Consider the following 14160-nt stretch of genomic DNA (forward strand, 5'->3'; position numbering starts at 1 on the left):
TTGTTATCGTCGGGGCGTTCCGCAACAGGAGGTTGATCATTGGCCACGTCCAGGGACCGGTGGCCGCTCGGCGGCATGCCGCAGCCGCACTCCCCCGACCGCGAACCGCCCGCGGTGGTGGGCGTGGCGGACCTTCGTGCCACGAACGCCGCGGCCATCCTCGCCGCCGTCCGCTCGGCCGCCCCGCACCCACGGCTCTCCACCCTGGCCGCGGCGACCAAGCTCTCCCGCCCCACGGTGGAGGCGATCGTCGAGGAGCTCACCGACCGCGGACTCATCGAGGTCGCCCCGGCCGTCTCCGCCCGTGGTCAGCGGTCTCCCGGCCGCCCGGCCCGCCGGTTCCGCTTCCGCCCGCACGCGGGCTTCGTCGTCGGCGTGGACGTACGGGCCCGCTCGGTGAGCGCCTGCCTGGCCGATCTCGACGGCCAACCGGTGGCCGTCGAACGCAAGGCAGTGCGGGCCGACCTGGGCGGCCCGGCCCGCGCCCGCGCCGTCATCGCGGTGGTGCAGCGCGCGATCGACCGCGCCGGAGCCGACATGCGGCGGGTGTGGGCCGCGACGGTGGGCACCCCCGGTCTGGTGGACCGGAGCAACAGCCGTGTCCGGCAGGCCGACAACCTCAGGGGCTGGGCCGAGGCCGACATCGTCACCGTCCTCGGCGACACGCTCGGCTGCCCGGTCGCCGTGGAGAACGACGCCAACCTCGCCGCGCTCGGCGAGCAGTGGCGCGGGGTCGGCGGCGCGGCCGACGAGATGGTCTTCGTCCTGCTCGGGGAACGGCTCGGTGCCGGAGTCATCACCGGGGGACGCCTGCTGCGCGGACACCGCGGTGCGGCCGGTGAGATCGGCTTCATCCGCTTCCCCGGCAGCAGTTCGTCGCAGCCCGGCCTCGAACCCCTGGTCCCGGACGGCGCCGCCTCGGGGGATGCCGACGCGGTCGCGGCCGTCACGTCGTACGGGCGGAGACTGGCCGCCGGGATCGCCCCCGTGCTGCTCGCCCTCGACCCGGCGCTGGTCGTGCTCGGCACCAGCCTCTTCCCCGACCCCGGTCTGCTGCCGGCGGCGGAACTGCTCCTGGGCGCCGCCGAGGAGGAAGCCGGCAACCTCCTGGTCGACCTGCCGCAGTGGCGGTTGTCAGCCCTGGGCGACGAGGCCGTGATAACCGGCGCGGTCCGCTTCGCCCTCTCCTCCGTCGAAGAGGTGCTCCGCACCCGGCCCACGAGCCTCCCGGTGGAACGGCCACCCAGCAGTCCGACCGAGTCGGGTGGTGGGTGGGCATAGGTCCGGGGGCCTGGTGGCGGAGCCCTCAGCCACCCCCGAACATCAGCTTTCGCAAGGCCGCCAACAACCCCTTCGTCCGGCGGTCGGCAGCGTGGGAAGGGGGCGGCGCGGGCACCGAGCGGCTCCTCGCAGACCCCACCCCGCTCAGCTCGTACCGCACCGGCAGCAGCCGCAGCCCTCGCACCACCGGCCCCGACCGCCACGGCAACTGGTCGTGCGGCAGGGTGAGTTCGACCTTGGAGAAGTGGTCGAAGACCCGGCCCACCGCACTGGTGACGATCAGGCTGCCGAGGTCACGGGCCGCGCTCGGGCACTGGTGCTGTCCGGCGCCCCACGCCAGATGGGCACGCGTGCTGACCGCGGAGTCGACGAGGTGGGAGCGGCCGATCGCCAGCAGATCCCGATGGGCGGCCGCCGCCGACGGCGAGACGGCATCCCCGGAGCGCACCCAGAAGCCACCCAGCCGGACGTCCCGCGCGGCGAAGCGGAAGCACATGTTGGCGACCGGCGGGTTGGCGAGCGCGGCCCGGTTGACCGTCTCGCCGAGTTGTCCGGCCGACAGGCTGCTGCGGACCGTGGCGTTGCCGCGCAACACCTCCAGCAGGGTGTTGAGGACCATGTTGCCGGTGATGTCGTTCAGGTAGACGGCGTTCATGAACAGCTCCCGGCCGAGCTGTTCGTCGCTCAACTCCGGGTCGGCGAGCAGCATGTACGACGTGAGGTCGTCGCCGGGGCGGGCCCTGCGATGGGCGGCCAGCCGGGTGAACGCGGCCAGCGCGCGGCCGGTGGCGGGGCCCGCGCCCGGACCGCCGTCCAGCATCCGCCACAGGTCCATGACCAGTTCGTCGCCGAGCTCGACCGGGCAGCCGAACAACTGGGTGGTGACCATCAGCAGCAGCGGCCGGGTGTACTGCGCGCCCAGGTCCGCGAAACCCGCCGAACCCGTCTCCGAGGCGAGCATGGCGACGAGTTCGTCGGTGAAGCGCGCGACCGCGGCCCGCAACTCCCAGCCCTCCGGGCTGCGGGCGTCCTGGAAGGGGCCGAGGGCCGCGTGGTGGGTGCGGCGGGCCGCCCGGTGCTCCTCGTCGTCCACGAACATCATCTGCCGTACCTCGTAGCCCGCGAGCAGCGGCCACTCGTCCGGCAGCCGCCCCTCGGCCCGGGCCCGCCAGTACCGGATGTCCCGCCGCCACTGGCTCTCGTTCCTCAGCACCTCCATGACCTCGGGATAGCCGAGCGCCAGCCACACGGTTACGCCCGCCAGACCGACGGGTGCGACCGGCCCGTAGGTGCGCCGCAGCCGCTCGTACACCGCACCGGGGTCGGCGTCGAACTCGGAGGTGAGCAGCGGTTCGACGGGCAACTCCGCGAGGGTGGGGCTGCCGGCCGGTGCGGTGGGGTGCGACTGGGCTTCCATGCCGCCACGCTTACCGCACCGACCGTGCACGTGCAGTCACCACGTCACGAACTGTTACGGCTCCTACACGATCCGGTGCCCCGGAACCCGGTTCTGCCCGAGCGCCGCGGCCAGCGGCTGCGGCAGGTGCCCGGTGTGCAGAACCCCGAGCCGCTGGGTCGCCCGGGTCAGCGCGACGTACAGGTCGCTCGTGCCGTACCGCGCCGGCTCGACCACCAGCACCGAGTCGAACTCCAGGCCCTTCGACTGCCGGGGGTCGAGGAGGACGACGGTCCCGGTCAGGTCGGGCTCCGCGCCCGCCGTCACTCCGTCCAGCCGGGCGGCCAGCGCGCGGTGCAGGTCGCGCGGGGCGATGACCGCGAGGCGGCCCTCGGCCGGGGTGAGGTCCCCGACCGCCTTGGCCACGGCTCCGGGCAGGTCGTCGGTGGCGCGCGCCCAGGGCCGCACCCCTGTCGACCGCACGGAACTCGGGGGCTCGAAGCCGGGGTGCTCGGCGCGCACGACGGCGGCCGCCACGTCCATGATCTCCGCCGGTGTGCGGTAGTTGACGCCGAGCCGGGTGTGCTCCCAGCGGTCCTCGACGTACGGCTCCAGGATCCCGGACCATGAACCGACACCGCCCGCCTCCGACGTCTGGGCCGGGTCGCCGACCAGGGTCATCGAGCGGGTCGGGCTGCGCCGCATGAGCAGCCGCCAGGCCATCGGCGACAGCTCCTGCGCCTCGTCGACGATGATGTGCCCGAACGTCCAGGTGCGGTCGGCCGCCGCGCGCTCGGCGGCGCTGCGGTGGTCGTCCTCCTCGTGGCGTTCGGCGAAGCGCTCGGCGTCGATGATGTCGTGCGCGGACAGGATCTCGGAGTCCTCCTCGTCCTTGTCCTCGAACTCGTAGGTGCGAGAGGCGTACGAGACGTCAAGGACGCCCTGCGCATAGGCGACCTGCGTCTCCCGCTCCCGCTCGGCGCGCGCCCGCGCCACCCGGTCGTCCTCGCCGAGCAGTTCCGCCGCCTCGTCCAGCAGCGGTACGTCCGCCACGGTCCACGCCCGTGTCACCGGGCGGCGGATCGCGGCGGCGTCCTCCTCGCCGACGTACCCCTCGGGTGCCGCGAGGAAGTCCGCGACCAGGCGCTTGGGGGTCACCCTCGGCCACAACCGGTCGATCGCCGACCAGACTTCGGGGTTCTCTGCGAGGTCGTCGCGGATCTGGGTGATGTCGCTCGGGTCCAGCAGGTTGGAGCCGTCGTACGGGTCCGTGCCGATGCGCTCGGCGACCATGTCCGTGAGGGTGTTGAGGATGTGGCCCTCGAAGTGCTCGCGTGCCGCGTTGTGCTGGAGTCCGGCGGCCCGGGTGCGTTCGCGGGCCATGTTCACGAGGTCGTCGTCCAGCATCAGGATCTCGCGGTCGTGCTCGATCGCGATCACCGGGTCGGGCAGCGCCTGCCGGTCGCGTACGACGGCGGCGAGGACGTCCGCCATGTCGGCGCGGCCCTTCACGGCGGCCGCCTCGGGCGGGTCGGTAGCGCGCGCCTTCACGCCGGGGAACAACTCTCCGACCGTGGCCAGCAGTACGCCGGTCTCGCCGAGCGAGGGCAGGACCTCACCGATGTAGCCGAGGAAGGCAGGGTTGGGGCCGACAATGAGGACGGCCCGCTTGGCGAGCAGATCCCGGTGCTCGTAGAGGAGATAGGCGGCCCGGTGCAGGGCGACCGCCGTCTTGCCGGTGCCGGGCCCGCCCTCCACCACCAGCACGCCCCGGTGGGGCGCGCGGATGATCTCGTCCTGCGCGGCCTGGATGGTCTGCACGATGTCGCTCATCCGGCCGGTGCGCGCGGAGTTGAGCGCGGCGAGCAGCACGGCGTCGCCGCTCGGGTCCTCGTGGCCCGTGCGGGTGGCGTCGCCGAGGTCGAGGATCTCGTCGTGCAGGGCGGTGACCCGGCGGCCCTCGGTGGTGAGGTGCCGGCGCCTGCGCAGACCCATCGGGGTGTGGCCGGTGGCCAGGTAGAAGGGGCGGGCGACGTCCGCCCGCCAGTCGATCAGGATCGGCGTGCGCTCGGCGTCGTCGGTGCGCAGGCCGATCCGGCCGATGTGGTGGCTGACGCCCTTGGTGAGGTCGATCCGGCCGAAGCAGAGGGAGCCGTCCACCGCGTTGAGCGCGGCCAGCAGTCCCGAGCGTTCGGCGACCAGGATGTCCCGTTCGAGGCGGGCCTGCATGGGCGTGTTGCCCTGGGCGAGCGCGTCCGTGACGGAGCCCTCGGTGTCGCCGCGCAGGGCGTCGACGCGCACATACAGCCCGTCGACGAATTGCTGTTCCTGCCGCAATTCGTTGTCTTCACTGTGGGGAAAACCGGTGTTTGACAATTCCGCTCCCGCCCGGATATACTGTGTTCACTGAACTTCTTTGCGACTCAATTATGTGAACTCGCGAACCATTCAATATACGCAAAGAAATCCCCCGAGCGCAATTGCTCAGGGGATTTCTTCATGCCGTAGGGCTCAGAGCACGTCGGCCAGCTCTTCCAGCAGGCGCCGCTTGGGCCGGGCCCCCACCATCGCCTTCACGGGCTCGCCGCCCCGGAACACCATGAAGGTCGGCATCGACAGCACCTTGTACGCGTTCGTGGTCTCCGGGTTGTGGTCCACGTCCAGCTGGACCACCTTGAGCCGTTCCCCCTCCTCCGCGGCGAGGGCACTGAGCACCGGCCCCATCTGCCGGCACGGCGGGCACCAGTCGGCGGTGAACTCCACCAGCACCGGCAGCTCCGCCCCGATCACCTCCGCCTCGAAGTCCGCGTCCGTCACCTCGGCCACACCCGCCGCCTTGATCACTCGAGGTTCCTCCCCAGTTCGCACACCGGCTCCGGACCCCCCGGAACCTCCGCCTCGGCCGCCAGCTCGTCCCGCGCCCGCTCGGCCCTGTCCAGCTGCGCCCCGACCTGAGCGCGCACCGCCTGCAGCTCACCGATCAGCTCGTCGAGCTCCGACAGCTTGCGCCGGTAGACGGCGAGCGACGCCGGGCACGAGTCGCCCTCCGGGTGCCCGGCCCGCAGGCACTCCACGAACGGCCGCGTCTCCTCCAGGTCGAACCCGAAGTCCTGCAGCGTCCGGATCTGCCTCAGCAGCCTCAGGTCGTTCTCGTCGTACGTCCGGTATCCGTTGCCGCCCCGCCGCGCGGGCAGCAGGCCGCGCGACTCGTAGTAGCGCAGCGTCCGGGTCGTGGTCCCGGCCCGTGCGGCCAGCTCGCCGATTCGCATGGGGACGACCGTAAGCCTTGACGCCGACGTCAAGGCAACAGCGGTTTGCGCTCCACCGGGGAGGTCAGCACGATCGACGTCGTCGTACGGCCCAGGGCGGAGATCTCCTCCAGGACCCCCTCCAGGTGGACGGTGTCCCTGACGGCGACCTTGAGGAACCAGCAGTCCTCCCCGACCACGTGGTGCACCTCGGTGATCTCGGGACGCTCCATCAGCTCCAGGGTCCTGGGGTGCTTCAGGGTGTACCCGCCGTGCGGGTCGACGCGGATGAACGCCTGGATGCCGTAACCGAGCCGGGCCGGGACGACCCGGGCGCCGTACCCGCTGATCACGCCCGAGCCCTCCAGCCGCCGCACCCGCTCGGTGACCGCCGCCGGGCTGAGGCGGACCCGGCGGCCCAGCTCGCTGAGCTTGATCCGGCCGTCGGTCTGGAGGAGCTCCAGGATCTGCCGGTCCAGCGCGTCGAAGGCCACCGACGTTTCGTCGGCGGCGGCGCGCAGATGCCGTGGTTCTTTCGGTGTGGCGGCCGGAACTCCCATGGTTCCCCCTTCAGTGCGTGCGTGTACCCCGGGAGAATTATGGTCATGGAAAAGGCACGAGAGGTATTGGTCATCGGCGGCAACCGCTATTTCGGCAAGCGGCTGATCGCGCGTCTGCTGGCCGCCGGAGACCGGGTCACGGTCCTCAACCGCGGCTCTTCCCCTCCTCCTCCCGGAGCGATTCATCTGGTCGCCGACCGCAATGACGAGATGTCCCTCACCGAAGCACTCGGTTCCCGCACCTTCGACGTCGTCGTCGACCAGGTCTGCTACACCCCGCGCCAGGCGGCGACCGCCCGCCGGGTCTTCGCCGGCCGGACCAACCGCTACGTGATGACCTCGACGGTCGAGGTGTACGAGTACGAAGACTCGGCCACGCTCGTACGCGAGGACGCCGTCGACCCGACGACCGTCCCCGTCGACCTCGAACTCCCCTGGGAGGAGCCGGAGTTCCAGGAATCCCACTACGGCGAGGGCAAGCGGCAGGCGGAGGCGGTCTTCGCGGCCGGCCCGGACTTCCCGTACGTGTCCGTGCGCGTGGCCCATGTTCTGGGCGGCGCCGACGACTTCACCGGACGGCTCCAGCACTACGCCGACCGCATCCGCACCGGCGAGCCGATCGCCGTGCCGACCGGGAACCGGCCCGCCACCTACGTCCACGTCGAGGAGATCGCCGACTTCCTGGCCTGGGCGGCGGGCGCGGACTTCACCGGGCCGGTCAACGCGGCCTCCGACGGCGTGCTGACCACCGAGGAGCTGTGCGAGGCGGTGGCCGCGCACTTCCCGGACGGGAAGACGCTCTGGCACCCCGTCGAGGTCGGCGAGGTCTCCCCGTTCTCCTTCGCCCGCTCCTACGGCATGGACAACTCCCGGGCCGCCCGGCTCGGTTTCGCCTTCGGCGACGTACGGCGGTGGCTGCCGGGGGCCGTGGCCGACACCCTCGGAAAGGGCGGCAACTGACATGCGGTACCGCACACTTGGCGACCTGCGCGTGAGCGCCGTCGGGCTGGGCGCGATGCCCCTGTCCATCGAGGGCCACCCGGACGAGACGCGCGCCCTGGCCACCGTGCACGCGGCGCTCGACGCGGGCGTGACCCTTCTGGACACGGCGGACTCCTACCACCTGCCCGGGGCGGCGCCCGGCCACAACGAACTGCTGGTGGCTCGCGCACTCGCCGCGTACGGCGGTGACACGTCCGGCGTGCTGGTGGCCACGAAGGGCGGCCGGGGCAGACCGTCCCCCAGAGCATTGAAGCCTGGGGGGACCCCCACCGGCGACTGGACGGTGAGCGGCGGCGCACGGCATCTGAAGTCGGCCGCCGAGGCCTCCCTCAAACGGCTCGGCGTGGACGCGATCGGCCTCTACCAGCTGCACAAACCCGACCCGGCGGTGCCCTTCGAGGAGTCGGTCGGCGCCCTGCGCGAACTGTTCGACGAGGGCAAGATCCGGCTGGCGGGGGTGTCCAACACGGACGCCGGGCAGATCCGGACGGCCCGCGACATCCTCGGGGACCGGCTGGTCGCGGTGCAGAACCGGTACTCGCCGGCCGTACGGGACAGCGAGGCGGAGCTCGCGCTGTGCGCGGAGCTGGGGCTGGCGTTCCTGCCGTGGAGTCCGCTCGGCGGCATCTCGCGCAGCTCCCTGGACGGGCCGTCGCGGCTTGCGGGCCCCCGGCGATTCGGCGCCTTCCACGACGTGGCGGCCGAGCGCGGCGTCAGTCCCCAACGGGTCTGCCTGGCCTGGCTGCTGGCGAAGTCGCCGGTCGTGATCCCGATCCCGGGAGCGAGCCGCCCGGAGACGATCCGGGACTCGGCGGCCGCGGCGGACCTGGTGCTGGACGCGGCGGAACTGGCCCGCCTGGACGAGGCCGCCCGCCGCCCGTGACACGGCTCAGCCCGGCGGGGAGCCGCCCCGTGCCCGCCGGGGTCGGTGGCGGACGGCTTGCGGCTGCGCCCGGTTCAGCGAAGGCCCTCCACACCGGACAGCTCGCACCACTCCCGGGCGGCGTCCGGGCGCCCGGTCAACAGCAGGAGCAGTGCGGCGATCGGGCCGCGGACCTCTTCGCCCTCCCCGCGCGTCCACACGACGTCGGTGGCGACGAGCCGGGCCTTCGGCAGCGGCCACGGGCGGGGCGGCACCCGCATGGTCCACACCCGGTCGGCGGCGTCACGGGCGGCCGCCGGGGGCATCTCGCGCCGGCGGCCGAGGGCGAGCGCGATGTCCTGGCCGTGCACGAGGAGGTCGAGGAGGGGCTCGCGGGGCGAGGTGGTCGGCGCGAGGCGGCGGGAGCCGACGATCGCGCGGAGGTTGGCGGCGATCTCGGCGACGGGCAGCCGGGCCTCGCGGACCGCCGAGTCGTGGATCATCCGGTCGAAGTCGCCTCGGGCGCGTACGAACTCCCTCAGGGCGGCCCGGTAGCTGAAGCGCGCCGCGAGGGTCAGATGCGCGGCCACGTCCCGCACCCGCCAGTCCCCGCATCGCGTGGGCGTCTCCCACTCCTCGGGGCTGAGCCCCTCCAGCAGGTCGGCCAGGCTCGCCCGCTCCCGGTCGACGATCTGCCAGCGCTCGTCGGTCCCCAGCACTGCACTCATGGGCATCACCCAATCAAGTGGTAAGCTTCTCTGACTAAATTAGTCAGAGGCTCTGACCAAAGTCAAGCAGATGGGCGGGAGGCGTCGGCCATGGTGGCGGAGAGCGAGCTCAACACGGGCGTGCTCCTGTTCCTTCCTTACCGGGCCCTGGAGAACCGGGTCTTCACCGCGCTCGCCGAGGCCGGCTTCGACGACTTCACGCCCGCCCAGGCCCGGGTCATGCAGCGCATCGGTCCGAACGGCACGAGGCTGACCGAGCTGGCCGAGCAGGCCCAGATCACCAAGCAGACCGCGGGCTTCCTGGTCGACCAGCTGGAGAAGGCGGGGTACGTCACCCGCGAACCGGACCCCACGGACAAGCGAGCCCGGCTGGTGTGCGGGGCGGCGAAGGCACGGGCGGCCAAGGAGGTCGCCGACGCCGTGGTCGCCGAGGTCGAGCGGGAGTGGGAGTCACACCTCGGCAAGCGCCGCATGAAGCAGCTGCGGGAGGCGTTGACGGCGTTGCGGGAGATCACGGATCCGTGGGCGTGACCGCGCGCGATGGGCACGGGAGCTGCGGTGGCACGGGAGGTACCGGCCCGCTCCTGCGGGCGTCGGCGGCGGTCGGTGGCGTCGGTGGCGTCGGTGGCGGTTACCCGCCTGGGTCTGCCGCATCCCGCTCGTCCAGCTCAGGGCCGCCGTGCAGGGCACGCAGAGCGCCGGCCTCCGCCTCACGGCCGTGCACCGGGCCCACGTAGGGCTGCCTGCTGCGGCAGGGCCCTGAGGTGGGCGCTCAGGCTCGACGCGGCCGGCGGCGGCAGCGGAAGAGGCGGGCCCGCTCGGCCGCGGGCACCGTGGTGCCGCGGCGAGCGGGCCCGCCTCAGGGCCACCGGGCAGGTGGCGGAAACTGATCTACTGCGAAAAACCGACCGGGCGGCTGAGCTACGGGGGAGTACTCAGCCGCCCGGAGGCGTTGGGGCGGGCCCGGGTTCAGGCGCCGGGCCCGCCCCGGCCGTGGGGCGCCGTCAGGCCTTGGCCAGTTCCTTCTCGCCGCCCTGCTCGGGGATCTCCGCGTGGCCGGCCTCGGGGTCGCCGCCCCCGTGGCCGTCGTCGAGGAGGGTCTTCTCGTCGAAGGGGATCTGTCCGGCGAGCACCTGGTCGACGCGGCCGCGGTCGATCTCCTTGGTCCAGGTTCCGATCAGGACCGTGGCGACGGCGTTGCCCGCGAAGTTCGTCAGGGCGCGGGCCTCGCTCATGAAGCGGTCGATGCCGACGATCAGGCCGATGCCGTCGACCAGGGCCGGCTTGTGCGACTGGAGACCGCCCGCCAGCGTGGCCAGACCCGCACCGGTGACACCCGCCGCGCCCTTGGAGGCGACCAGCAGGAAGAGCAGCAGCGGAATCTGCTCGCCGATCGACATCGGCGTACCCATGGCGTCGGCGATGAACAGGGACGCCATGGTCATGTAGATCATGGTGCCGTCGAGGTTGAAGGAGTAGCCGGTCGGGACGGTGATGCCGACGACCGGCTTGCTGATGCCGAGGTGCTCCATCTTCGCGATGAGCCGCGGCAGCGCCGACTCGGAAGACGACGTCGACAGGATCAGCAGGAACTCACGGCCCAGGTACTTGAAGAGCGTGAGGATGTTCAGGCCGGCGACCGCCCGCAGCAGGATGCCGAGCACGATGAAGACGAACAGGAAACAGGTGACGTAGAAGCCGAGCATCAGGACGGCGAGGCTCTTGAGGGCGTCGACGCCCGCGGAGCCGGTGACCGCGGCGATCGCGCCGAAGGCACCGATCGGGGCGGCCCACATCACCATCGCCAGGATGCGGAAGACGAGCCGCTGGATGTGCTCGACACCGCGCAGGATCGGGGCTCCGGCCGAGCCCATGGCCTGCAGCGCGAACCCGGCGAGCAGGGCGATCAGCAGGGTCTGCAGGACCTCGCCGCCGGTGAAGGCGGAGACCATCGTGGTCGGGATGATCCCGAGCAGGAACTCGGTGGTGTCCTTGGCCTCCGGCGCCACCTGCGCCTGGCCGACCTCCTTGACCGCGTCGGTCACCGCGAGGCCCGTGCCGGGCTCCAGGATGTTGCCGACGACCAGGCCGATGCCCAGCGCGACCAGCGACATGATCGTGAAGTAGACGAGCGCGATGCCGCCGACGGCGCCGACCTTGGCGGCCTTCCGCACGGAGCCGATACCCAGCACGATCGTGCAGAAGATGATCGGCGAGATCATCATCTTGATCAGGTTCACGAAGCCGGTGCCGATGGGCTTCAGCTCGACCGCGAAGTCGGGGGCGACCAGACCGACGGTGATGCCGAGGGCAACCGCGACGATCACTGCGATGTAGAGGTAGTGGGTGCGGTCCCGTTTGGCTTTGGGTGCGGTTGCTGCCGTATTGGCTGCGCTGCTCACGGCGGCCCTCCTTGACGACTTCGTCGGCATCACCGGCGTGCGGCTCACGTCCGGGGGATCTGCATGGGGATGTGCAGGGGGTTGTGCATCGTGGTTCTGCATGGGGGGATGCGGTGACTATCCCCCGCCGTGTGAGGGCGGTCACCCTTCCGTTCATTTAGTTCACAATCAGCCAAGAGGCAGACTGACCGCATGCACGTCCGTGTCCCGAGACCCCGCAGCCTGGCCGGCCAGCTCTTCGCCATGCAGGCCGTGCTCATAGCGGTGCTCGTCGCCGGGTACGCGCTCTTCACCTACATCAGCGACCGCGGCCAGGCCGAGGACGCGGCGCGCCGGCAGGCCCTGGCGGTGGCGCGATCCGTCGCCGACTCCCCCTCCGTGCGGGAGGCGATCGGCACCTCCGACCCGACGGCCGAGCTCCAGCCGTACGCGCTGCGGGTCATGCGGGACACCCAGGTCGACTTCGTCACGATCATGAACCCGCGGGGCATCCGCTGGACGCACCCCGACGAGAACGAGATCGGCCAGCGCTTCCGCGGCCACATCGACCGGGCGCTGAAGGGCGAGCCCTTCACCGAGACGTACACCGGCACGCTCGGCCCGTCGGTCCGCGCGGTCGCTCCGGTCCAGGACGACGACGAACGGGTCGTCGGCCTGGTCAGCGCCGGCATCCGGGTCGACGAGATCAGCAAGCGGGTGCAGGGCCAGCTCACGGCCCTGCTCGGCGTCGCGGGCGGCGCGCTCGCGCTCGGCGCGGTCGGTACCTACGTCGTCAACGCCCGGCTGCGCCGCCACACCCACAACATGAACGCGGCCGAACTCAGCGCCATGCACGACTACCACCAGGCCGCACTGCACGCCGTACGGGAGGGGCTGCTCATGCTCGACGGGCAGTACCGTGTGGCGCTGATCAACGACGGCGGACGGGAGCTGTTGGGTGTGTCGGACGATGTGGTGGGCCGGTCCGTCGCCGATCTCGGGCTGCCGGTACCGCTGACGGGCGCGCTGCTGGCGTCGGAGCCGCGGGTGGACGAGGTGCACCTGACGGCGGACCGGGTGCTGGTGGTGAACACGTCGCCGGTGTCGGGAGGCGAACATCGGGGCACGGTGGTGACCTTGCGCGATGTCACCGAACTCCAGTCGCTGATGGGCGAGTTGGACTCCGAACGCGGTTTCACCCAGGCCCTGCGCTCCCAGGCCCACGAGGCGGCGAACCGACTGCACACCGTCGTCTCGCTGATCGAGCTGGGGCGGGCGGAGGAGGCGGTGGACTTCGCGACCGCCGAACTGGAACTGGCCCAGGCGCTGACCGACCAGGTCGTGGCGGCGGTGAGCGAGCCGGTGCTGGCGGCGCTGCTGCTGGGCAAGACGGCTCAGGCCAACGAGCGGGGCGTGGAGCTGGTGGTCTCGGAGGAGAGCCGGCTGGACGACGGTCTGCTGCCGCCGTCGCTCCCCTCGCGGGACCTGGTGACCATCCTCGGCAACCTCATCGACAACGCGGTGGACGCGGCCCAGGGCAGTGTGCCGGGCCGGGTGACCGTGACCGCGTACACGGCGGACGGCGAGCTGGTGCTGCGTGTGTCGGACACCGGCGCGGGCGTCGACCCGGCCCACGCGGACGCGGTCTTCCAGCGGGGCTTCTCGACGAAGCCGTCGGGGCCGGGGGGCCGGGGGCTGGGGCTGGCCCTCGTACGCCAGGCGGTGAACCGGCACGAGGGGGCGCTGACGGTGGCGGCGGCCGACGGGGGCGGGGCGGAGTTCGAGGTGCGGCTGCCGCTGGGCGGAAGGGCCGAGCGGGACGCGTTCGAGCGGGGAACCTCTGAGCCGGCGTCACAGGGGGCCGTGCCGGGGAGCGCGGTTTCCGGGGACAGGGCGGCGGTTGCCGGGGGCAGTGCGGTTTCCGGGGGCAGTGCGGTTTCCGGGGGCAGTGCGGTTTCTGGAGGCGACGTATGACGACAGCCGAGCAGCACCCCATCCGTGTCCTGGTCGTCGAGGACGACCCCGTCGCCGCCGACGCGCACGTCATGTACGTCAACCGGGTCCTGGGCTTCACGGCCGTCGGCAAGGCGCACACCGGTGCGGAGGCGCGCCGGGCGCTGGAGCGCACGGCGGTGGATCTGCTGCTGCTGGACCTGCACCTGCCGGACGTGCACGGACTGCAGCTGGCCCGGTCGCTGCGTGCGGCCGGGCACCACGCGGACGTCATAGCGGTGACGTCGGCGCGGGATCTGACGGTGGTGCGGGAGGGGGTCTCGCTGGGCGTCGTGCAGTACGTGCTGAAGCCCTTCACCTTCGCCACACTGCGGGACCGCCTGGTGAGGTACGCCGAGTTCCACGCGGCGGCCGGTGAGGCCAGCGGACAGGACGAGGTGGACAGAGCCCTGGCAACGCTGCGGGCACCCGGTCCGGCGGCGTTGCCGAAAGGGCTGAGCGGCCCGACGCTGGAGCGGGTGACCGTGGCCCTGCGGGACTGCGCCGACGGACTCACGGCCACGGGGGTCGCGGAGGCGGTGGGGATCTCGCGGATAACGGCCCGGCGCTACCTGGAGCATCTCGTCGACTCGGGTCGGGCCGCTCGGAGTCCGCAGTACGGCGCCGTGGGCAGGCCGGAGTTGCAGTACCGGTGGGTCAAGGACGAGCGAGGGGACATGGAGCGGGGGCGGTAGGCGCATCGCCCCCGA

General features: G+C 72.0%; 13 protein-coding genes. 6 read left to right on the top strand and 7 right to left on the bottom strand.

Going from position 1 to position 14160, the window contains the following annotated elements; all coding sequences use genetic code 11:
* The first annotated feature begins 39 nt into the window (after positions 1–39).
* Positions 40–1281 carry an ROK family protein gene (locus ACZ5XS_RS39825; RefSeq protein ID WP_468659873.1) on the top strand — a complete coding sequence of 414 codons (1242 nt, stop codon included), beginning with the start codon at positions 40–42 and terminating at the stop codon, positions 1279–1281.
* 25 nt (positions 1282–1306) lie between these two features.
* Here ACZ5XS_RS39825 and ACZ5XS_RS39830 read toward each other — a convergent pair whose 3' ends face one another.
* The 5 genes from ACZ5XS_RS39830 to ACZ5XS_RS39850 all read right to left on the bottom strand — a co-directional run bounded on the left by ACZ5XS_RS39830 (position 1307) and on the right by ACZ5XS_RS39850 (position 6485).
* Positions 1307–2698 (bottom strand): cytochrome P450 family protein, encoded by a 1392-nt coding sequence (locus tag ACZ5XS_RS39830; RefSeq protein WP_468659874.1) that lies wholly within the window; start codon positions 2696–2698, stop codon positions 1307–1309.
* Between the two features lie 63 nt (positions 2699–2761).
* Positions 2762–5014, bottom strand: a complete 2253-nt coding sequence (locus ACZ5XS_RS39835) for a HelD family protein (RefSeq protein ID WP_468659876.1) — start codon at positions 5012–5014, stop codon at positions 2762–2764.
* Between the two features lie 174 nt (positions 5015–5188).
* The gene (locus ACZ5XS_RS39840) at positions 5189–5503 is read right to left on the bottom strand and encodes a thioredoxin family protein (protein WP_217239501.1); all 315 of its coding nucleotides are present in this window, start codon (positions 5501–5503) and stop codon (positions 5189–5191) included.
* A gap of 14 nt (positions 5504–5517) precedes the next feature.
* A complete protein-coding gene (locus tag ACZ5XS_RS39845; RefSeq protein ID WP_468659878.1) occupies positions 5518–5946 on the bottom strand; it encodes a MerR family transcriptional regulator in 429 nt (142 codons plus the stop codon).
* Positions 5947–5975: 29 nt separating this feature from the next.
* Positions 5976–6485: an Lrp/AsnC family transcriptional regulator gene (locus ACZ5XS_RS39850; protein WP_468659880.1), complete on the bottom strand. Its 510-nt coding sequence runs from the start codon at positions 6483–6485 to the stop codon at positions 5976–5978.
* Between the two features lie 45 nt (positions 6486–6530).
* Between ACZ5XS_RS39850 and ACZ5XS_RS39855 the strand changes: the two genes are divergently transcribed.
* Both ACZ5XS_RS39855 and ACZ5XS_RS39860 read left to right on the top strand, forming a co-directional pair.
* Positions 6531–7445: an NAD-dependent epimerase/dehydratase family protein gene (locus ACZ5XS_RS39855; protein ID WP_468659882.1), complete on the top strand. Its 915-nt coding sequence runs from the start codon at positions 6531–6533 to the stop codon at positions 7443–7445.
* 1 nt (position 7446) lies between these two features.
* Complete coding sequence (locus ACZ5XS_RS39860; protein WP_468659884.1) at positions 7447–8370, top strand: aldo/keto reductase; 924 nt, start codon at positions 7447–7449, stop codon at positions 8368–8370.
* Positions 8371–8444: 74 nt separating this feature from the next.
* On the opposite strand, the gene ACZ5XS_RS39865 is transcribed toward ACZ5XS_RS39860, so the two are convergent.
* A complete protein-coding gene (locus ACZ5XS_RS39865; RefSeq protein ID WP_468659886.1) occupies positions 8445–9083 on the bottom strand; it encodes a maleylpyruvate isomerase family mycothiol-dependent enzyme in 639 nt (212 codons plus the stop codon).
* An 84-nt stretch (positions 9084–9167) separates the two neighbouring features.
* Between ACZ5XS_RS39865 and ACZ5XS_RS39870 the strand changes: the two genes are divergently transcribed.
* Positions 9168–9608 (top strand): MarR family winged helix-turn-helix transcriptional regulator, encoded by a 441-nt coding sequence (locus tag ACZ5XS_RS39870; RefSeq protein ID WP_468659888.1) that lies wholly within the window; start codon positions 9168–9170, stop codon positions 9606–9608.
* 473 nt (positions 9609–10081) lie between these two features.
* On the opposite strand, the gene ACZ5XS_RS39875 is transcribed toward ACZ5XS_RS39870, so the two are convergent.
* On the bottom strand, positions 10082–11509 hold the full coding sequence (locus ACZ5XS_RS39875) for a cation:dicarboxylate symporter family transporter (protein ID WP_468659926.1): 1428 nt from the start codon (positions 11507–11509) through the stop codon (positions 10082–10084).
* Between the two features lie 162 nt (positions 11510–11671).
* On the opposite strand from ACZ5XS_RS39875, the gene ACZ5XS_RS39880 reads away from it, so the two are divergent.
* Both ACZ5XS_RS39880 and ACZ5XS_RS39885 read left to right on the top strand, forming a co-directional pair.
* On the top strand, positions 11672–13432 hold the full coding sequence (locus ACZ5XS_RS39880; RefSeq protein WP_468659890.1) for an ATP-binding protein: 1761 nt from the start codon (positions 11672–11674) through the stop codon (positions 13430–13432).
* Positions 13429–14145: a response regulator gene (locus ACZ5XS_RS39885; protein WP_217239298.1), complete on the top strand. Its 717-nt coding sequence runs from the start codon at positions 13429–13431 to the stop codon at positions 14143–14145. The genes ACZ5XS_RS39880 and ACZ5XS_RS39885 overlap by 4 nt, the downstream gene beginning before the upstream one ends.
* Positions 14146–14160 lie beyond the last annotated feature (15 nt).

This window comes from Streptomyces sp. NPDC033131, from assembly GCF_055578365.1.